At 40.2% G+C, this 20937-nt stretch carries 22 protein-coding genes and 1 other annotated feature; all 22 genes read right to left on the reverse strand.

Annotated features, from left to right (window positions below; translation table 11 throughout):
* Positions 1-20: 20 nt before the first annotated feature.
* Positions 21-3482 (reverse strand): PolC-type DNA polymerase III, encoded by a 3462-nt coding sequence (locus QU661_RS04855; protein ID WP_304989142.1) that lies wholly within the window; start codon positions 3480-3482, stop codon positions 21-23.
* Between the two features lie 24 nt (positions 3483-3506).
* Positions 3507-4580, reverse strand: a complete 1074-nt coding sequence (ispG, locus tag QU661_RS04860) for a flavodoxin-dependent (E)-4-hydroxy-3-methylbut-2-enyl-diphosphate synthase (protein ID WP_304989143.1) — start codon at positions 4578-4580, stop codon at positions 3507-3509.
* 19 nt (positions 4581-4599) lie between these two features.
* Positions 4600-5610, reverse strand: coding sequence for an RIP metalloprotease RseP (rseP, locus tag QU661_RS04865; RefSeq protein ID WP_304989144.1), 1011 nt, complete (start codon positions 5608-5610; stop codon positions 4600-4602).
* Between the two features lie 10 nt (positions 5611-5620).
* On the reverse strand, positions 5621-6769 hold the full coding sequence (locus QU661_RS04870) for a 1-deoxy-D-xylulose-5-phosphate reductoisomerase (protein ID WP_304989145.1): 1149 nt from the start codon (positions 6767-6769) through the stop codon (positions 5621-5623).
* A 15-nt stretch (positions 6770-6784) separates the two neighbouring features.
* Positions 6785-7567 (reverse strand): phosphatidate cytidylyltransferase, encoded by a 783-nt coding sequence (locus tag QU661_RS04875; RefSeq protein WP_304989146.1) that lies wholly within the window; start codon positions 7565-7567, stop codon positions 6785-6787.
* Complete coding sequence (locus QU661_RS04880) at positions 7567-8310, reverse strand: isoprenyl transferase (protein ID WP_304989147.1); 744 nt, start codon at positions 8308-8310, stop codon at positions 7567-7569. The genes QU661_RS04875 and QU661_RS04880 overlap by 1 nt, the downstream gene beginning before the upstream one ends.
* A 50-nt stretch (positions 8311-8360) precedes the next feature.
* A complete protein-coding gene (gene frr, locus QU661_RS04885) occupies positions 8361-8909 on the reverse strand; it encodes a ribosome recycling factor (protein WP_304989148.1) in 549 nt (182 codons plus the stop codon).
* 60 nt (positions 8910-8969) lie between these two features.
* Positions 8970-9674, reverse strand: coding sequence for a UMP kinase (gene pyrH / locus QU661_RS04890; RefSeq protein WP_304989149.1), 705 nt, complete (start codon positions 9672-9674; stop codon positions 8970-8972).
* An 18-nt stretch (positions 9675-9692) separates the two neighbouring features.
* Complete coding sequence (sppA, locus tag QU661_RS04895; protein ID WP_304989150.1) at positions 9693-10721, reverse strand: signal peptide peptidase SppA; 1029 nt, start codon at positions 10719-10721, stop codon at positions 9693-9695.
* 78 nt (positions 10722-10799) lie between these two features.
* The gene (thiI, locus tag QU661_RS04900; RefSeq protein WP_304989151.1) at positions 10800-11984 is read right to left on the reverse strand and encodes a tRNA uracil 4-sulfurtransferase ThiI; all 1185 of its coding nucleotides are present in this window, start codon (positions 11982-11984) and stop codon (positions 10800-10802) included.
* 8 nt (positions 11985-11992) lie between these two features.
* The gene (locus QU661_RS04905) at positions 11993-13177 is read right to left on the reverse strand and encodes a cysteine desulfurase family protein (RefSeq protein WP_304989152.1); all 1185 of its coding nucleotides are present in this window, start codon (positions 13175-13177) and stop codon (positions 11993-11995) included.
* A gap of 59 nt (positions 13178-13236) precedes the next feature.
* The gene (gene rny, locus QU661_RS04910; protein ID WP_304989153.1) at positions 13237-14781 is read right to left on the reverse strand and encodes a ribonuclease Y; all 1545 of its coding nucleotides are present in this window, start codon (positions 14779-14781) and stop codon (positions 13237-13239) included.
* A 129-nt stretch (positions 14782-14910) separates the two neighbouring features.
* Positions 14911-15639, reverse strand: coding sequence for an AAA family ATPase (locus QU661_RS04915; RefSeq protein ID WP_304989154.1), 729 nt, complete (start codon positions 15637-15639; stop codon positions 14911-14913).
* Positions 15640-15656: 17 nt separating this feature from the next.
* Positions 15657-16346, reverse strand: a complete 690-nt coding sequence (radC, locus tag QU661_RS04920) for a RadC family protein (protein WP_304989155.1) — start codon at positions 16344-16346, stop codon at positions 15657-15659.
* Between the two features lie 122 nt (positions 16347-16468).
* The gene (locus QU661_RS04925; protein WP_304989156.1) at positions 16469-16885 is read right to left on the reverse strand and encodes a hypothetical protein; all 417 of its coding nucleotides are present in this window, start codon (positions 16883-16885) and stop codon (positions 16469-16471) included.
* Between the two features lie 12 nt (positions 16886-16897).
* A complete protein-coding gene (cmk, locus tag QU661_RS04930) occupies positions 16898-17557 on the reverse strand; it encodes a (d)CMP kinase (RefSeq protein WP_304989157.1) in 660 nt (219 codons plus the stop codon).
* Positions 17558-17566: 9 nt separating this feature from the next.
* Entirely contained in the window at positions 17567-18091 is a 525-nt protein-coding gene (gene nrdR, locus QU661_RS04935; RefSeq protein ID WP_330692423.1) for a transcriptional regulator NrdR, read from the reverse strand.
* Between the two features lie 124 nt (positions 18092-18215).
* Positions 18216-19307: a trigger factor gene (tig, locus tag QU661_RS04940; protein WP_304989158.1), complete on the reverse strand. Its 1092-nt coding sequence runs from the start codon at positions 19305-19307 to the stop codon at positions 18216-18218.
* Positions 19308-19482: 175 nt separating this feature from the next.
* On the reverse strand, positions 19483-19659 hold the full coding sequence (locus QU661_RS04945; RefSeq protein WP_304989159.1) for a hypothetical protein: 177 nt from the start codon (positions 19657-19659) through the stop codon (positions 19483-19485).
* Between the two features lie 2 nt (positions 19660-19661).
* Positions 19662-20015, reverse strand: coding sequence for a 50S ribosomal protein L20 (rplT, locus tag QU661_RS04950; RefSeq protein ID WP_304989160.1), 354 nt, complete (start codon positions 20013-20015; stop codon positions 19662-19664).
* A 19-nt stretch (positions 20016-20034) separates the two neighbouring features.
* Complete coding sequence (gene rpmI, locus QU661_RS04955) at positions 20035-20235, reverse strand: 50S ribosomal protein L35 (protein ID WP_106057012.1); 201 nt, start codon at positions 20233-20235, stop codon at positions 20035-20037.
* Between the two features lie 28 nt (positions 20236-20263).
* A complete protein-coding gene (gene infC / locus QU661_RS04960; RefSeq protein ID WP_245905597.1) occupies positions 20264-20728 on the reverse strand; it encodes a translation initiation factor IF-3 in 465 nt (154 codons plus the stop codon).
* 66 nt (positions 20729-20794) lie between these two features.
* Positions 20795-20912, reverse strand: a sequence feature (ribosomal protein L20 leader region).
* Positions 20913-20937: the final 25 nt, after the last annotated feature.

The raw sequence follows: 20937 nt of genomic DNA on the forward strand, positions 1-20937 counted from the left end.
TTTCTGGATAGCAAACTTTTCTACATATCAAAGATTGATACCTGTGCACTATCTGGGAGCTCATTAAACACTCCGCAAGCTTTTAGATCTTCGATATTAGTACTTGATAGTTTAGTTTTTCTTTGCACCTCGTCTGTGGATAAAAACGGTCCATCATTGTAGGCCTCTGCAAGTGAAATTGCTGCACTTCGCCCTACTCCCGATACTGCCATAAATGGTATCTTAATCTTGTCATCGACAACGTTAAACATGCACGGATCTGATACACCTAGCTCTGGTAACGAGAATTCACAGCCTCGAGAGAGCAGTTCGTATATAACTTCATATACTACCTTTAGTTCTTTTTTCTTTGCAGCACTTGTATCATCGTCTTCGGAGTTTAGTGCATTTAGGGCAGCCTTTGCCGCCTCAACACCGCCTCTAGCTACATTTACATCAAAGTTATCAATCTTTGTTGATAACCACGCGCAGTAAAAAGCACTTGGATAGTAAACCTTAAACCATGCCATTCTGAGTGCCATCATTACATATGCTGCGGCATGTGCTCTAGGGAATAGGTACTTGAGTGTCCTACATGATTCCACATACCAATCAGGTACACCGTGCTCTTTCATGATAGCGAGTTCCTCTTGCTTCAGCTCTTTATTTTTACGTACAGCCTCCATGATTTTGAAGGCATTACCCTTATCTACACCTTTGATCATAAGATAGTTCATGATGTCATCTCGGCACGATATCAGTTCATCGATAGTTGCAACGCCGTTTTTAATGAGGTCTTCAGCATTATTCGTCCATACATCAGTACCATGAGAAAAACCAGAAATCTTTATAAGAGCAGAGATAGTTTTTGGCTTAATGGCATCAAGCATTCCTCTTGTAAAGTTTGTACCGAATTCAGGTATACCGTAAGTACCATGTTTGAACTCATACTCTTCTGGATTGACTATATTTAACGCATCGATTGATGTAAATATGCTGAGTGTCTTCTTGTCAGCAATATCTATTCCCAGCGGATCAACACCCGTCATGTCCTGAAGGTGTCTAATCATCTGCGGTACATCATGACCAAGTATATCGAGTTTGAGCAGGTTCTTGTCAATCTTATGGTAGTCAAAATGGGTTGTTATGAACTCAGCATCCCTGTTATTTGCAGGTTTCTGAACTGGGCAGAATTCAAATATCTCTCTATCAGCAGGAACTACAATGATACCACCTGGATGCTGACCTGTGGTTCTCTTTGTCCCCGTACAGCCATTTGCGAGTACAAGTTCCTCTGAATTGGAGAATCTCTTGCCAGTATTTTCTTCGTATTTCTTTACATATCCAAAAGCGGTCTTTTCAGCGATTGTAGCAACCGTCCCAGCTTTGAAGATATTCTCCTCACCGAATATTTCACCTACGAATTTATGAGCAATAGGTTGATATTCACCTGCAAAATTAAGATCGATATCGGGCTCTTTATCACCATTGAATCCAAGAAATGTCGCAAATGGGATGTTCAGACCGTTCTTTTCCATATCTGCTCCACATTTTTCACATACCCTATCAGGCATATCAAAGCCGGTATCATACTTATCTAGTTGATCTGTAAACTTTAAATTATGGCACTTAGGACATATATAATGTGGCTCAAGCGGATTTACTTCAGTTATTCCTGCCATTGTAGCCGCAAATGAAGAACCTACCGAACCTCGACTACCTACGAGGTAACCGTCTTTGTTTGATTTTTCAACGAGGAGCTGCGCTGCCACATACATAACAGCGTACCCATTACTTATGATGGAGTTGAGCTCTGTATCAAGCCTCTCCAAAACTTCCTTAGGAAGTGGATCGCCGTATATGCTTTTAGCTCTCGCATAGCACGATTCTCTTAGGGTTTCATCTGCTCCTTCGATACTCGGTGGACACTTCTCATCTGGAACAGGCTCGAACTCTTCGGTCATGGAAGCAATAAAGTTAGTATTATCTATGACTATTTCCTTAGCTCTATCGCCTAGGTACTCAAATTCCTTAAGCATTTCAGCTGTTGTTCTCAAATAGAGAGAATTTGAATTCGTATCATTAAAGCCAACCATTGACATTACGATGTTGCGGTAAATTGCGGATTCTTTATCTGGATAGTGTGAATCTGTAGTTGCAACAACACGTTTTCCAAGTTTATCTCCAAGCTCAACTATCTTCATATTCATGTCGATAAGATCCTGCTTGCTCGTCACATGAGGATATCTGTCGTTATTTATTAAGAAGTGATTATTCCCAAGTGGCTGAATCTCTAGGTAATCATAATATGACGCGATCTTTAGCAGTTCTTCATCTGAAGCACCCTTTAATACAGCTTGAAAGACCTCTCCCGCCTCGCATGCACTTCCTATGATCAGCCCCTCCCGATACTTATCTAGAACCTTTCTAGGAAGCTGTGGTCTTCTATAAAAATAGTCAATATGGGTAAATGAAACTATCTTGTAGAGGTTCTTAAGACCAGTAAGGTTCTTGGCGATTAGGATAATATGATATGTGTTTCTTTTTTTGCTCAGATTGATTTTGCCATTCTCATCATATGCGTCATCATCTGGGTAGAGATAACCTTCCATCCCATACAGAATCTTAATATTCTTTCCCTTTTTTGCGAGTTTCTTTGCTGTATTTGCAGCATCTGGAAATGACTGCACAACACCATGGTCGGTGATTGCAATAGCAGGCTGCCCCCAGTCGGCAGCTTGCTTAACCATTTCTTCGACATCATTAAAACCATCATTTTCACTCATTCTAGTGTGAGCGTGGAGCTCAACTCGCTTTTGCCCATTATAAGCTTCTATCCTGGTGCGCTTTATCGCTTTATTGATGCTGTTAGCAATCATGACGTTCTCATGAATATACTCGTCATATCGAATATCACCCTGTGCAATTATCTCGTCACCTTTTGATAATAATTCATTAGCTGCATCAAATTCCTGCTTGCTCTTAATAAATGTCTTTACAGCAACAGCCTTTGGTCCTCTGTTAATCCTAAGAGTCATAACCCAGAAGTTCTTCTTCTTAGTATCCTTAATCTCTATTTCAAATACCGTACCTGATACAGCTACATTTGTTCGAGCACCAGAAATCTCGGCAAGATTCTCATACGCAGTTTCAGCCATAGTAATTCTCTTGCCAAGTATTATCCCATTATTAATCGCTTTTGGTTTCTCAGTAGGTTTAATGTTTGCTCCAAATACTTGCTGCTTGCTTTCCCCATAGCTCTCATCGTAGAAATAATTAAACATAACGTCATTTATATTTCCGAGTGACTTTATAAGCCTTTCTCTCATGATGCGCTCTAGTCTTGGTTTAACGTCAAAATTTACGAGCACATCAAGTTCAAGCACTAATCCAGCGCTATCGAGAGATATGTTCTTAAAAGACAGCGTAAGCTCATCTACATGTCTTCCCGCAGATTCACTAACCTCTTCAGGAGTAAGTATTCCATTCGGTACTTCAATCATCGATTAATTTTCTCCATCAATGTATTATTTCTTAGTTGTATCATTTGAAACTATGTCAATGAGAGTAGGAATCAACTCATCTTCAGACACCTTTGCGATTATTTCACCATGTGCAAACACAAGGCCGTCCTTATTGCCACCAGCAATTCCGTAGTCTGCTTCCCTTGATTCTCCAGGTCCATTTACCACGCACCCCATGACCGCTATTTTAAGGGGCTTTAAACCGAGTCGTGCCCTTCTATTACCAATCTCTCTGAGTCTCTCTTCTGCCTCATTTGCCATTTCAATTAGGTTGACCTCAGTTCTACCGCAAGTCGGACATGATACAATCTCTATACTCTTCTCCCTAAGACCGACAGCCTCAAGGATTCTACGCCCGAATATAACTTCATTTACTGGATCGTCTGTAAGTGATACACGGAGAGTATCTCCAACGCCAGCCAGAAGCAAGGATCCAATTCCTACAGCTGATTTAAGTCGCCCATTTTCAGGTGTACCCGATTCAGTTATACCGATATGAAGAGTATGGTCAGTCAACTCCTTTACCAGCATATGGGCATCATAGTTCATCTTTACATTAGATGATTTAATAGATAGAACCAAGTCGTCAAATCCCATACGCTCAATCTTGCCCAATGTATTTATCGCACTCTCTGCAAGCGCAGCAGCAGTTACACTGCCATGCTTAGTCAGTAGCTTTTTATCAAGCGAACCAGAATTCACTCCTACGCGGATAGGAATCCCCTTGTTGCCAGCAGCTTCAACAACCTTTGCCACTCTATCATCGCTACCGATATTACCTGGATTGATTCTAATCTTATCTGCCCCAGCCTCAATTGCTGCAAGAGCTAGCTTATAGTTAAAATGAATATCTGCTACGAGCGGCATCTCCGTTTCCTGACGAACTTTCGCAAATGATTTCACCGCAGCTTCATCGGGAATCGCAACTCTCACTATGTCACAACCAGCATTTTCAAGCTCGTTAATCTGTGCAAGAAGTTTCTCGCTATCTCTTGTATCTACATTTGTCATCGACTGAATTGATACAGGTGCACCTCCACCAATAAGAATTCTGCCGCATCTAACCTGTTTAGTCATGCCAATACCTACCTATATGTTAATGTCCAAATACTTTTGCTAAGTCCTGCCATGTGATAAATACAAAAAGTGCCATTAGAACAGCAAATCCAACTAAGTGCATATATCCTTCCACTTTACTAGAAACCATATTTCCAGTAACTTTACTGATCAAAACAAATATAATTCTGCCACCATCGAGCGCAGGAAAAGGCAAAAGATTTATAATAGCCATATTTAGACTGATTAGAGCTACTAGATACAAATACGATAATGTTCCTGCATGAGCTGTTTTGTTCACAAGCCCTGCCATTCCAACAGGACCTGTCACGCTATCCTTATTTATACCCTTATGCAACATCTGTTTAAGTGCACTTAGCATCTGGCTGTTAAGATTCCACGTCATTTTCGCGCCTTGACCTGTGCATACAAACACATTGTGCGTCGACTTAGACACTATTCCGATTACTAGCCTGCCATCCTTATCCCTCTCAGGTGTAATGGTGTACGTATGAACCTTTCCATCACGAACGACTACTGCCTTCATAGCTCTACCGTCAGTATTCTTCGAAATTGTTGTCACGATATCTAACCATGATGACGATTTTTTCCCATCTATAGAAGTTATTTTATCACCAGCGACAAGACCTGATTGAGCTGCCGGTGAATCGGTAACCACCTCATCGAGTGTATTAGTCGGTACACCAACATATATTGTGATTATAATCATCAAAATTAATGCGACAAGCACATTAACAGCCGCACCAGAAACGAGCACAATTAACCTCTGCCAAGCTGGCTTATTGTTGAATGCCCTCTCCTCGTCACTTTCTTCATTCTCTGCTTCCATCGCACAAAAACCGCCTATAGGAATAGCCCTGAGTGAGTACTTAGTTTCACCCCTATCTTTACTTGCAATAAGCGGTCCCATTCCAATTGCAAACTCATTCACCTTAATATGAAAGAGCTTAGCAGTTACAAGATGTCCAAACTCATGAGGAACTGTGATTATCATGAGCATCAATATTGTAAGAATTATCGTTAAAATCATATAAATCACTTTACCTAAAGAGCTCTCTTACCCTGGCTCTCGCTTCCTTATCAATCTCTAAAATATCTTCAATCGTATTTGACTTAACCAATTTATGTTCATCCATCAATCTACGTAACGATCTCTGTATATCTAAAAATTCTATCTTTCCCTCGATGATCATCGATACAAGCTCCTCATTTGCACCGTTTAATAGTATTGGATAGCTGCCTCCATTTTCAATAGCTTCATATGCCATGGATAAACATTCAAATACATTGGTATCTGGTTTTTCAAAGTGAAGGCTTGAACCCTCCTCAAACAGGTTTAGACTATCACCTGAATAATGAAGCCTACTTGGATATCCAAGTGCAAGACTTATCGGAATTCGCATATCTGGAAGACCAAGCTGTGCAATAATCGACGTATCATCAAACTCGACCATAGAATGAACTATACTCTCCGGATGCACATGAACATCAATTTTATCTGGCTCGATATCAAAAAGCCATTTCGCCTCAATAACTTCTAGCCCTTTGTTCATCATCGTAGCTGAGTCGATAGTAATTTTACGTCCCATACTCCACTTCGGATGATTTAACGCTTCCTGTAGAGAAACTCGCTCGAGCTTCTCAATATTATATCCTCTAAATGGTCCACCAGAAGCGGTAAGCAGAATCCTTCTTACCTTTCTTCCCCTATTTCCTTCTAGACACTGAAAGATTGCACTATGTTCACTGTCTACAGGGAGTATCTTTACTTCTTTTTCTGCAGCCAGCTGCATAATCAAACTACCACCTGCAACAAGGGTCTCTTTGTTAGCAAGCGCAATATCCTTACCTGTCAAAATCGCCTCATAAGTAGGCGCTAGACCGCTTATTCCCATCAAGGCATTGAGTACGATATCAGCATCAACTTTAGCGATTTCTCTTAAACCAGCATCTCCTATATTCACTTCAATAGCAGGAAAAGCCGCACTCACTCGTGCGGCTGCTTCTTTATTTCCAACGCATACAGCCTCAGGCTTAAATTCCTGAATCTGTTTTATAAGATCATCTATCCTATTTTTGCAAGTTAGCGCCACAACCTTGAACTTATCGGGATTTTCTCTGACTATGTCCAAGGTTTGAGTTCCAATTGAACCTGTGCTACCGAGTAATATTATTCTCTTTATTCCCATTTTTCCTATCCAACCTTAACGAATGAAAAATACTGAAAAATAATATACGAACGGTGCGACGAAAAGCACACTATCGAATCTATCCAGTATCCCACCATGACCAGGTATTATTTTACCGTAATCTTTAATTCCCATCTGTCGCTTAAAAGCAGAAGCGGTTAAATCACCAGCCATCGATACCGCTCCACCGAGAACACCTATTATCGAACACTGCACCACGATGTTTGGCATAAAGAAGTACCCGAATAAGGCTGAAAAAATTGATGCCCCTACTAGTCCGCCAATTGCTCCTTCAACAGTTTTTTTAGGACTAAGATTAGGTGCCATCTTATGCTTTCCAAAAAACATACCTGAAAAGTACGCCATAATATCCGCCCCAAAAGCAGCTATTATAACAAGCCAAGTAAAGTGTCTATATCTTGATGCATCGATAAGCACTATGAAATACGGAAATAGTACAACATATACTATACCTGCAAGTGTGGCTATTGAATCGCTAATTCCACGGTTCTTGATATCCCAACCATAGACTAGACTCGCCATAACTGATATAACAAGCCAAACTCCAACAAAATCTGACATGTTCCCAAGTATCAGATATCCAGCATATAAGATGACCGCCATCGCAATCGCTATTTTTCGCGATGGTCTGATATCACATGCATTAAATCCATCAAAGAATTCTTTTACTCCAATAACGGATATTAGAAGTGCAGCTCCAACAAGCCAGATACCTCCAAAATACAACACCACAAGCAATGGTAGCATCACTAATGCCGAGATAATTCTAGTTTTCATTACTTATCTTCCTTCTCTCTCCCGCCAAATCTCCTCTTACGATGCGAGAATTTCTTAATCATCGCTGTAAACTCTTCCGGTGAATAGTCTGGCCACAGGGTATCTGTAAACATCATCTCACTGTAGGCTGCTTGCCATATTAAAAAATTTGACAGCCGTTCTTCACCGCTCGTCCTTATGATTAAATCCGGGTCTGGGATATTCTTATGCAAGACTCCAGTATATAGATGATTTGATACCTCATCCTCTGTCACGTCAACTGATATCCCTTCATCGGCTAGTGCCTGTCTATCAATAATAATTTCATTGATAGCTTTGACAATTTCATCTCTTCCACCGTAATTCAGTGCAATATTAAATACTAGCCCATCGTTATCCTTTGTCTTATCAAGGAGTTCATCTATTGCTCTTACCGAATCACTTGGCAGCATGTTATAGTCACCTAGTATATTGATGCGAACATTATTCTTAATAAGCTCCTTTAGCTCCGAATCCACGTATTTGATTATAAGCTTAAATATGCCCGAAACCTCTTCTGTGCTGCGTTTCCAGTTTTCTGTAGAGAAAGCATACACTGTTAAATACTCGATTCCAAGATTCGAAGCGGTGATAACTATTTGTTTCATCGCTTGCATACCCGCATTATGACCGAATAAACGAGGTCTATTCTTGCTTTTAGCCCATCGCCCATTGCCATCCATAATGACCGCTACATGCTTAGGTATTTTACCAATCTCTATCATCCTATAACCTCATAAAAAGCAAACGTGACCTAGGCCACGTTTGCTAAGAATTACACTTCCATTACTTCCTTGTTTTTGCTTTCAATGATAGCATCGATTTCCTTAACGGCCTTATCTATCTTTTTCTGAACATTATCCAGTTCACTCTTGCAGTCATCTTCAGTAATCTCGTGAGCTTTTTCTTGCTTCTTAAGTTCCTCGTTCTCCTCACGTCTAATATTACGGACTGCAACCTTTGCTTCTTCTCCGAATTTCTTGACATGTTTAATCAGTTCCTTACGTCTCTCTTCAGTTAACTGAGGAATAGTAAGTCTAATTACCTTTCCATCATTGGATGGGTTGAGTCCAAGGTTTGCCTCATTGATCGCATGTTCAATATCCCCAATGGAGCTTGCATCAAAAGGTGAAATCATGAGTGTACGTGGATCTGGTGTTGTGATGTTGGAAAGCGACTTTAGAGGAGTCGGTACTCCATAATAACTTACCATAACCTTATCGAGAAGTGCTGGGTTTGCTCTTCCGGCTCTCACTGTATTCAGATTCTCTTTAAGAACGTTTTTAGTAACTTCAATCTTCTCTTCTAAGCTCTTCTTAGCCATGATTTCCTCCGTAATAGTTAATATAAATTTTTGAATACTGATTAACAAAGTGATGAGCAACTACTCTACTAAAGTACCTATATTCTCACCATTTATTACCTTCATAAGTCCGTTTTCCTCTGCAAGTGCGAATACATATAGCTTAATAGAATTATCCTTGCAAAGCGTTGCAGCCGTTAAATCCATAACCTTTAAATTTTTTTCAACGATGTCCATATACGTTAGGCGTTCATATCTAACAGCATCAGGGTCTAGCTTTGGATCTGCAGAATATACAGCATCGATAGCCTTAGCCATGAGTATAACCTCGGCGTTCATCTCAGCTGCTCTCAGAGCTGCAGTCGTATCCGTTGAGAAGAATGGACTACCAGTACCTCCACCGAATATCACAACCTTCCCTGCCTCTAAATAGTCGAGTGATTTGCGCCTCGAATATCCTTCAGCCATATCTCTAATCTCAATAGCTGTCATAACCTTTGCTTCGCAACCTATTGAAAGAAGTGAATCCTGCAAGGCCAAGGCATTCATAACCGTGGCTAGCATCCCCATATAATCGGCTGTAGCCCTATCGATATTTCCACCTGTACGGCCACGGAAGAAATTGCCTCCACCGACGACAACAGCTACATCTACACCATTAGCTCTGATTTCCTTTATCTGCTCAGCAGTCTTGAGAGTCACATCCGGATTAACCCCAAATTTATCCTCTCCTGCAAGTGCTTCGCCACTCAGTTTAATCAAAACTCTTTTGTACTTAATGCCCATGATAACTCCTTATGATATCTATTTCTTGATGTCTGCTAGGTACATAACCGTAAACTTATTACCGTCTTCTGACAGCTCAATGAGTTTCTGATATTCTGCTGCTTTCCCGCTGCTGCTCTTTGACTGTATAAATTGCTGCAGCAAATCGTATACACTATCTTCCTTTTCTGGTTCCATATAATCGAACGACACATCCTTCATTCCTTTGAATGTTCTCACGGTCTTGAAGAAGGTTTCCTCATTACACACGCCATCGATTAGTCCGAGCTCCTTAGCCTGATTAGCTGAATAAACACGACCATCAGCGATCTCTCTTACCCTACTCTCGGACATATTACGGCCCTTAGCAACAATCCTAACAAATTGGTTATATGCTTCATCTATCAGGCTCTGAAGGATTTCACGTTGCTCATCTGTGAGTTTGTTTGTCATGCTACCCATAGCTTTATTCCGGCCACTAGTAATCGTATTGGTCTTAATACCGAGCTTATCTAGCAAGCCTCTGACATCATAAATAGTGCCAGTCTTAACTCCTATTGATCCCGTCCATGTATTTCGATTAGCATAAATCTTATCGCCGGCCATCGCTATATAGTATCCACCAGATGCAGCCTGATCTTGGAAATAGAAATAAACTGGCCTCTTTGTCTTACTCTTATACTTCATGAGTTCCTCATACAATTCGTCGGATGTATAGACACTACCACCTGGCGAATTAACACGGATGACAATTCCTTTATTAGACGAATCATCAATCAATTCATTGATTGTATGCATCGTCCAATTGTGATCATATGTAGCCCTAGCACTGACATCACCAATCTCACCCTTTACATCCATAACGGCAACAGAATTACCTCCAAATGAACTTCTTCCAGAGGATGGACTTAGCCTAGCACCACCAATATATGCGAGAGTTGTGACCACTATCCCTATCGTAAGCATAAGAACAAGGACTACTATCACAGCTATAAGCCATGAATTTTGGCGCTTAGCAGCTTGGTTACTCTTACCGCTACCATTATCCTTGATATTATTATCTCTCATATTTTAATCCCTATATCCTACATATTAATTGATCGCAAAAACGTATAACTATCCATATGTTAGCAAATATCTCAATTATTATCTAGGTGTTATATCAATAACTTCTGCCGAATCCACCGCCGCACTAACGAGATCCTCTACATCTAGTGCTTCTTCGGACTTCTCAATCTTACTTAACTTAGGCTTTGTGACAGGATGTTTAGGCAGGAACACTGTGCAGCAGTCTTCATATGGCTGAATCGAGATGTCGTAGGTTCCAATTTCCTTAGCTTTATCCATGATATCCACTTTATCCATAGCTATCAGAGGTCTCATAACCGGCATCTTAACTACACTGTCTGTAACTACAAGAGCTTCCGCCGTCTGGCTAGCAACCTGACCGAGGTCCTCTCCAGTTATGAGCATCATATCCTTCTTCTTAATCGCAATACTCTCGGCAATACGCATCATGAAACGTCTCACGAGAAGTGTAGTCTCTTCTTCAGGACAGTTTTTTACAATTTCTTCCTGAATCGGCAGAAGATTTACAACATGCATTCTAATTGTCCCCATATAACCAGCAAGTGTCGCACAGAGATCCTCAACCTTCTGCTGAGCGCGAGGGCTTGTATATGGGTATGAGTGAAAATGGATAGCCTCAATTCTCATGCCACGTTTCGCCATCATAAATGCCGCAACAGGACTGTCTATTCCTCCAGACATCAGGATTAATCCTTTTCCATTCGTCCCGAGAGGTAGACCACCGAAGCCTTTAATTTTATCCCTAAATATATATGTACCTTCACGGCGAACATCTACGTATAGCTCACAATCGGGATCATGAACATCTACTGACAGAACCTTGCAAGTCTTGAGTATTTTAGCACCTACAATTCTGCCAATCTCTGGTGACTGAATTGGAAATGTCTTGTCGGCTCTCTTACCTTTAACTTTGAAGGTCTTGATACTTTCTCTCTCCATCAGCTCCATCATGAATTCTGCTGCAGATTCACCAATCTGTTCGATATCCTTCTCAGCTTCGACAGCTGGACTTACTGAAGCAACCCCAAAGACATTTGAAACCTTCTTAATAATATCTTCTCCATCAATTTCCTTAGGAACCTTCAAGATCATAAGTCCGTCATTCCACTTTGATTCCGTATTTTCATACGAATTGAGAACACCTCTAACTCTCTCGAGGAGTACCCTCTCAAAATACGGCTTATTCATGCCCTTAAGCGCAACTTCTCCGCACCTAACAATATAAATATTTTTCTCGTTCATCATAACACCTATCTGAAGCTACCTAATCTTCTAAATCTTTTAACAGCCGCTGAAACCTTAGCAGCAACCATATCCATCTCCTCCAGTGTATTAAACTCAGAAAAGCTGAATCTAATAGCACCTTCAATTTCCTTGTGTCCTAATCCCATCGCAGATAGCACATGGCTGTCGTTATTTTTATGAGATGAACATGCCGAACCTGTTGATACGAATATATCATCCTGTTCTAGTGTATGAAGAATGACTTCACCTCTAGTGCCTAGAAATGAAATATTGAGAACAGATGGGCATCGCTTACCATAATCAGAAATCTCAAATCCCATATCAGTAGATCCATTAACTATTATATCATCAAGTTCCGATATTATTCCCTCACGCAGTCGATTATTTAAATTGGTAATTAAATCTTGCTTTTCAGCCAAATTATCATAAGCAAGTTCAGTAGCCAACCCAATCCCTGCTATCCCCTGCGTATTCTCCGTACCAGAACGATATCCGTTCTCCTGCCCACCTCCAGTGATAAGCGCCGGAATCTTGAGTCCTGATTTTACATACATCGCCCCAATTCCCTTGGGTGCGTGGAATTTGTGACCACTGATGGTAATTAAATCAAAAGGTACCGATCTTAGACTCATCTTACCAAATGCCTGAACCGCATCGGTGTGAAATATTATATTTGTACCATGAGCCTTATTGTAGGCCTTAACTAGGTCATATGCTGCTAAAACCGGCTGAATCATACCTATCTCATTGTTAACCATCATTAAAGTGACCAGTATAACATTATCGCCCAAAGCTTCTTGAAGCGATTCTAATTTTATTGTTCCAGTCTTATCTACATCCAGGTAGCATACCTCGAAACCATCCTCAGCTAGTCTCTTGCATGTTTCTAAAACTGCAGGATGCTCAATCTTAGATGTAATAATCTTATTTCCTCTTCTTCTCAGCTTCCTCACAGCGCTCAGTATGGCGGCATTATCACCTTCGGTGCCACCAGAATTGAATATAATCTCGCCATTTGCCGGGAAGGCTTTAGAAACCCGACCTCTTGCTTCGCGAATCAAATCGGCACCTCTTAGGCCGAGCATATGGAGCGATGAGGGGTTTCCAAAGGCTTCCTTGCTGAGTTTATAGATAAGCTCTGTCACTTCATTGTATTGACTAGTTGTTGCACTGTTATCTAGGTATATCATTATTTCTCCAATACCATTAATTGCTTTTAAAAAGCTCTCCGCAAGCGGAGAGCTTAAATTTACTTTGCATAATCTATTGCGCGAGTCTCTCTGACTACATTAACCTTGATGTTCCCCGGATACTCGAGCTCAGCTTCAATCTTCTTAGCAATCTCTCTAGCCAGCATCGGAATTTCATCATCCTTAACTTGGTTAGGTTTAACTGCAACTCTGATTTCACGACCAGCTTGAATAGCATAAGATTTATCAACGCCTTTAGTAGTATTTGCAATATTCTCTAGGCTCTGAAGTCTCTTTATATAAGCTTCAAGAGTTTCTCTTCTTGAACCTGGTCTAGCAGCTGACAGAGCATCCGCTGCCCCTACAAGAACGGCCTCAAGTGTTGTTGCTTCAACATCTCCGTGGTGAGCCTCAACTCCATTGATAACTTTCCAAGACTCTTTATACTTCTTACAGATATTTACACCTATCTCCACATGTGTTCCTTCAACCTCATGATCGATAGACTTTCCAATATCGTGGAGTAATCCTGCTCGTTTTGCTAATCTTGGATCAAGACCTAGTTCCGAAGCCATCATGCCAGCGAGGAGTGCAACCTCTACAGAATGCTTAAGTACATTCTGTCCATATGATGTCCTGTATTTTAGTCTACCTAAAAGCTTAACCATCTCAGGATGTAGGTTGTGCACACCTGTCTCAAAGCAAGCCTGTTCTCCCTCTTCCTTGATTATGTTATTAACTTCCTTTGTAGCCTTTTGCACCATCTCCTCGATACGTGCTGGATGAATTCTTCCGTCTGAAATTAACTTCTCGAGTGCTCTCTTGGCAATCTCTCTTCTTACAGGATCAAATCCTGATAGAATTACAGCCTCTGGTGTGTCATCGATTATTAAATCAACTCCAGTTAGAGTCTCAATGGCTCTGATATTTCTTCCTTCTCTTCCGATTATACGACCCTTCATATCATCGTTAGGAAGCGCTACTACCGAAACTGTGGTTTCGGCAACCTGATCAGCTGCACATCTCTGAATTGCCAAAGTAATTATCTCTCTAGCCTTCTTGTCAGCCTCATCCTTTGTTTCTTCTTCAACTCTAGTTATAATGGCCGAGGCATCTTTTCTAACATCCTTCTCTATTTCTTCAAGCAGAAGGTGTTTTGCCTCATCCTTTGAGTATCCAGAAATCTTCTCAAGTTCAGCAATCTGCTTCTCAATATACTGATCGATTTCCTTATGCTTCTCATCCATCGAGCGTTCGCGTTTTGATAAACCCTCTTCTCTACGCTCGATACTTTCTAGTTTCTTTTCAATGTTTTCTTCCTTCTGAAGAATACGTCTTTCAGCCCTTGTAACTTCATTACGTCTGTCGCGAATTTCGTTCTCGAGATTTTCCTTGATTTGGTGCGCCTCTTCTTTGGCTTCAAGAACCTTTTCCTTCTTGAGGTTTTCAGCGGAACTTTCCGCATCAAGAATTATGTTCTGAGCCTTTTGCTCTGCACTTCCAATTTCTTTCTCTCCGACACGCTTACGCACACTGTAGCCAAGCAGCAATCCAACAATTAGGAATACTACGCCTGCTACCATTGTTATTAATAGCGGTGTCATGTTCAACTCCTTATTTAGTTATTTGTTAGTAATACAGTATATTTTTACTTATTAGTTATTAAAAATAAGCATCTCGTGTATATAATCATACTGATTAATTATATATTTTAATGAAAACATAGTCAACTATTAGAGAATCTCTCTAATCACGCGTTCCGCTATTTTATTGAAATTTCTGGAGATATATGTGTCTCTTTTTGCTACTATTGGTATTCCAATATTGCAAGAGGCACGAATATTCTCATCCTCCATAATCACACCTAGCAGCTGCGATTTAAAACGCAAATCAATCTCAACCAAGCTCGGGCCACAGCCGAGATCATCGCTCACAGGCATAACTCTATTTACGACATAATGTCTATTCATAATCTCATTCTTGATCAGTCTATCCTCTATGGCATCCGCATCTCTAATGGCAGAATAATCAGGTGTTGTAACTATGATGACCTCATCAGCAGAGCTATGACATAGATCAACAGCACGATTTATACCAGGCGCGCCATCCAGAATCACAACATCATACTCATTTTTGAGGTGTTCTATAAGTTCATCGATATCCGCCATTGATATGTCTATCCAGTTTCCACCTTGATGTGCAGGAATTATTGCAAGCCTATCCGTAAAATTTGAATTTATGATTGCATCCCTAGGCTCACAAGTCCTCATAATTACGTCGCAAACATCAAATATTGCTTCATTTTGAACACCTAGATAAAGGTCTAAATCTCTCATCCCCATGTTCATATCAAGCAAAATAACACGCTTGCCCATGTATGCAAGCGTTAATCCGATGTTCGCAGCAAATGTAGATTTTCCCGTTCCACCTTTTCCAGATGTGATGTAAATTGTCTTGGACACCTTGTAACACTCTCCATTTAAGAATCTTGTTCAATAATCCCTTCGCTTCTTAGGCTAACATAGCTGTCATAACCTACTATGATGTGATCAAGCAGCTTAATCCCAACTATCTTGCCAACTGCTTCGAGTCTTTTTGTTGCTGCAATATCTAGATTGCTAGGCGTGGGATCACCGCTGGGATGATTATGCGCAATTATAATAGCTGCAGCACTGCGTCTTATAGCAATGCTATAAACCTCTCTAGGATGGATATCTGCAGAGTTTAATTCGCCAATAGATACTGTATATTCCGATTCAATTTTACACTTTGTATTAAGTGTAAACATCTGAACATGCTCGCGCTTTGCCCCGCGCATGCGATCCATGTAAATCTCAGCTATATCCTCAGCAGTTGTAATAGTCTTACCATGTTGCAGACTTGATCTTCTAACTCGCCTTGCAAGTTCCATGCTAGCCACAATCGAGCAAGCTTTGCTAACCCCTATACCATCAACATTTAGTAGTTCTCTCGCATCTACACTATAGATATTCTGCGATAACTTTTCAGTGTAGCAAATCACTTCTTCCGCTAGCTGGATAACCTTTTTTTCGGATGTTCCTGTCCTTAAAATCAACGCCAATAATTCGACATCAGAAAGTGATGATGCGCCAGAATACATTAGTTTTTCCTGTGGCAATTTGTATAGGTTTGTATTTTCATTATTCATATATAACCCTCTCTCGAGAGCAACACACTAGAATTATATCAAAACACCCTGTCTGCAACAAGCACAGACAGGGCTCAAAATTTCTTATTTCAGAATATTTATTTTCATTTATTATATTGATTCTAATATCTGCCGCGTTGTAGTATTGTCAGATTTTTAAGTGATAGTAAAAGCATCATCACCAGCATCATAATCAACGCCTTTTCAACATATAAATTTTCAGAAACTGCATAATTACATACAATTCCAGCGAGTAATACCAGCATAGCCATAAAGCAGTACCTTAGACGAGCAGCGTACATTATAATTTCTTTACGATCCTTATCTTTTTGACTAACAGTAGTCACATACTTCACCACATATAGGATACTAAGTACAGCCTGAAATAATATTATCGCTGTAAAACCATACAGAATCTTTTTATCAGTTGTTCCAAAAAATCCAGCTATTTCAGAATGAAACAGTAGAAGTATATCGAACAAAAATATTAGATAACAATATCCTCTAACTTTGCCAAGTGCAATCGCACCTTCTTTCATACATGACCTCCATTACTCTCTGCATGATACTCTTGTAGCCATCGATACAATTGTATTTACGACCTCATCAATAGTCATATCAGAAGTATCTACCATAGCCGCATCTTCAGCTTGAACCAGTGGGTTAAGCTTCCTATTCATGTCCTGATAATCTCTATCTTTGATTTCCTCGTAGATATCATCAAGAATCGTCTTGACTCCTTTTGCCGTAAGTTCATCATATCTACGGCGTGCCCTAACCATGGGATCAGCGGTTAAAAATATCTTGAGTTCTGCATCCGTCAATACGTTTGTACCTATATCTCGCCCATCCATGATTACGCCTTTACCTGTGGCAATTCTTCGCTGGATGTCAATAAGCTTACTTCTAACTTCAGGTACTTGAGAGTAAATCGAAGCAAGTTTAGAAATTTCCTGAGTTCTTATAACATCACTAACATCAACCCCATCGAGAATAATCCTACCATTCACAAAATCAATAGCCGTCTCTTCTAACATATTGCGAATTGATATTATGTCATCGGGTTTAATTCCCTCGCGATCAAGTTTCAGTCCAATAGCACGGTACATAGCACCAGTATCGATATACTCGAGACCTAGCTTGTTACCTACAAGCTTTGCGATAGTACTTTTGCCGGCACCACCAGGTCCATCAATAGCAATCCTTATCATTTGCACACCTTAATCCTCATCAGCGGAATCTTCTTCTCCTGTCGACTCCTTTACATATCTCTCTGCATCGTGACCATTTCTATCCTTCTCAAGTAGATTATTAATCTCCTTTACAAATGTATCAATATCTGTAAATCTATGATATACAGATGCAAATCTAACGTATGCAACCTGATCCAAATCACGGAGCTCATCCATGATAAGAGCACCTATCATCTTACTATCTATCTCTTTTTCCATAGTGTTATTCAGCCCACGTTCGATGTTGTCAGCAATTCTCTGCACATCATCGTACTTAACCTTAGTTTTCTCGCAAGCCTTAAGAACACCATTTATCAGTTTGTTGCGGTCAAAACTCTCTCTAGTACCGTCACTTTTTATTACCACGAGCAACGAGTTTTCAATCTTCTCAAATGTTGTAAAGCGCTTATGACACTTGTCGCACTCACGACGACGCCTAATAGCAAGACCTTCTTCAACGGGTCTAGAATCAACAACCTTGGTATCGGGATTACCGCAATAAGGGCACTTCATTTCGTTCCTCCATGTTTAATTATAATAAAAATTTCGTAGCTTATCTTCTATCAAACGTATGTACGCTTTATTTAAATCATGCATACATAATAGTTGGAATTAAGAACAAGCTCTACAATGCTAGCTATTTTGCAATGCTATCCTTAAGAACTTTTGCCATAACCTTTTCGTAAACCATAGTATCGTAAAGATTATTCTGATCAGCATATTTTTCAATGGACATACCCGCAGCCTTTTCATACTGAGAGCGTGTATAACCTGCGTCCTTAAGCAGTTTGTCTAAATACTCCTTGTATTCCTTGTCAGATACTTTGATATCATATTGCTTAGCGAGCGCAAAGAGCACAAGTTCTTGCTTAACTGTATTCTTCGCTGCAACTTTTGCTTCTTTCTCAAAAGCTTTCTTAGACATCCCCATCGAGCTCTTTAAATACTTCTCATACGACATATCATTTTTCTTAGCAAGAGCCTTGTAAGTATCAATCATCTTCTTCTGAGCATCTTTAAGTTCCTTATCAGGGTATTTCTTAATCTTGCTTGAATTTAATATCTTCTGGAATAACTCCTGCTTCTCAGAGCTTGCTGCCTGAGCTTTCTTATCCTTTAGAAGCTGTTCTTTGAGATTTTTCTCATATTCAGCTTTATTCTTGAATTTTGTATTCTTTTTTACAAATTCATCATTATACTCAGGTGTAACAGTCTTAACAAGAGAGTTAAGCTTAATTGTAAACGTCGCTTTCTTACCTGAAAGTTCGGTGTTATTAGAATAATTGGCTGGGAACGTAACGGTTATATCAAAAGTCTCTCCCACTTTGTGTCCGACTATCTGCTTAGCAAATCCACTGATAAAATTGCTATCTCCAAGATTCAATTCATATCCTGTAGCTGATCCACCATCAAACTTCTTGCCATTAATTTTACCAGTATAATCGATGTTAACTATACTGTCTGCTGCAGCAGTTCCTTCTTTAACCTGTTCCTTAGTTTTCGCCTGTTCCAGCGTAGTATTAATCGCGTTCTGAACTTCAGCATCACTCACTGAAGCATCAGCCTTGGTATACTCAAGATTCTTATACTTGCCTAGTTTCACATATTTACTGAAATCATCATAGTTGTACTTATCTGGTATAGATGCTCCACCGCACGAAGTAAACATGAATGCACCGGCTACCATAACCGCCACAATTGTCAACTTGCATATTTTGTTACGTGACATATTAAAACCCCTTATATATTGTGTTTTAAGTTGGTTATACTTATAAACCTTTTAATATATGTTATCATAGCAAAATCGAGGGTTCAACGAGTTTCACAGTAACCACACGAGTATTCCAATTAATAGTTCTAAATTTTGCAATAATAAAGACAGGGTTACTGCCCTGTCCTTTATGCTAATTATTCTCTTCTTGTTCTTTACGCTTCGCAAGCGCAGCCTCTTTACGTGCCTTTGCCCTCTCTCGCTTAAGAACTTCATTTCTCGCCGTTAACCCCCACCAAGCAACCGCGCAAACAGCAACGATTAGGCCGGCGATAAATATAACGCCAATGTGGCTTAGAAAATATTCCATTATTAGTTAGCCTTCTTTGCTAGTTTGCATAGCTCAGCGAAACCTGCAGCATCATAGATAGCCATCTCTGAGAGCATCTTTCTGTTTAGCTCGATTCCGGACTTCTTGAGACCGTTCATTAGGTTGCTGTAATTAATGCCGTTAGCTCTTGCAGCAGCATTAATTCTTGCGATCCAGAGTCTTCTGTACTCTCTCTTCTTGTTCTTTCTTCCAACGAAGGCAGATCTTAGAGCTCTCATTACAGCTGGGTTAGCAGCTCTGAAGTTCTTGCTTCTCTGTCCGTAGAAGCCCTTTGCCTGCTTTAAAATCTTCTTATGTCTCTTATGAGCGTTTACGCCCTTCTTTACTCTTGCCATATCTTTAAACCTCCCTAAACTACTTTGCCATTGATCTAAGCATACGCTTTGTATCTGCACTAGTAAGCACTGTGGACTTACGAAGACCTCTCTTTCTCTTTGCAGTCTTCTTTGTCAGAATATGGCTCTTAAATGCCTTGTTTCTCTTAATCTTACCTGAACCAGTAAGCTTCATTCTCTTGCTTGCGCCTCTATGAGACTTCATCTTGTTCTTTGCCATAATGATTTCCTCCTAAGTTGTTAATTCATTACTTACTATTCTTTGGTGATAGGAACATAGTAAGGCTTCGTCCCTCAAACTTTGGCTTCTTGTCTATGATGCCGTATTCAGAAACCAGCTCTGCAAAGCTGTTCATAACATCGAAGCCTTTCGCTGTGTAATCACGTTCTCTTCCTCTGAATCTAAGGCTAACCTTAACCTTATCTCCATCCTTTAGGAACTTGATTGCTGTATTCGCCTTTACATTTACATCGTGCTCCTCGATAAATGTGCTGAGACGGACCTCCTTAACCTGCATGGTCTTCTGATTCTTCTTAGCCATCTTATCCTTCTTCTGGAGCTCATAGCGATATTTCCCGAAGTCTAGGATCTTGCAAACTGGCGGTTCAGCATTCGGAGAAACATTCACGAGGTCTAGATTAGCCTCTTCTGCAATTGCAAGAGCTTCTCTTATGCCCATAACTCCGCGCATATCTCCATTTTCATCTATCAAACGGACTTCCTTTGCACGAATATCTCCGTTGATCTGTTGTTTATCCTTGCTAATTGGTCTACCTCCATATAATAAAAAAAGCGGATACAGAAGTATCCGCGAATTAACTGAAATAAATCAAGTTATTGATAACCCGTACGCCTGTGCCCACAAGGTGAGAAGCGGATAACTTCTTCTTTGACTAGATGATTATAGACTATTGCTTAGCT

Origin of the sequence: Mogibacterium neglectum (assembly GCF_030644205.1) — a bacterium.
In the GTDB taxonomy this organism is placed as follows: Bacteria; Bacillota; Clostridia; order Peptostreptococcales; family Anaerovoracaceae; genus Mogibacterium; species Mogibacterium neglectum.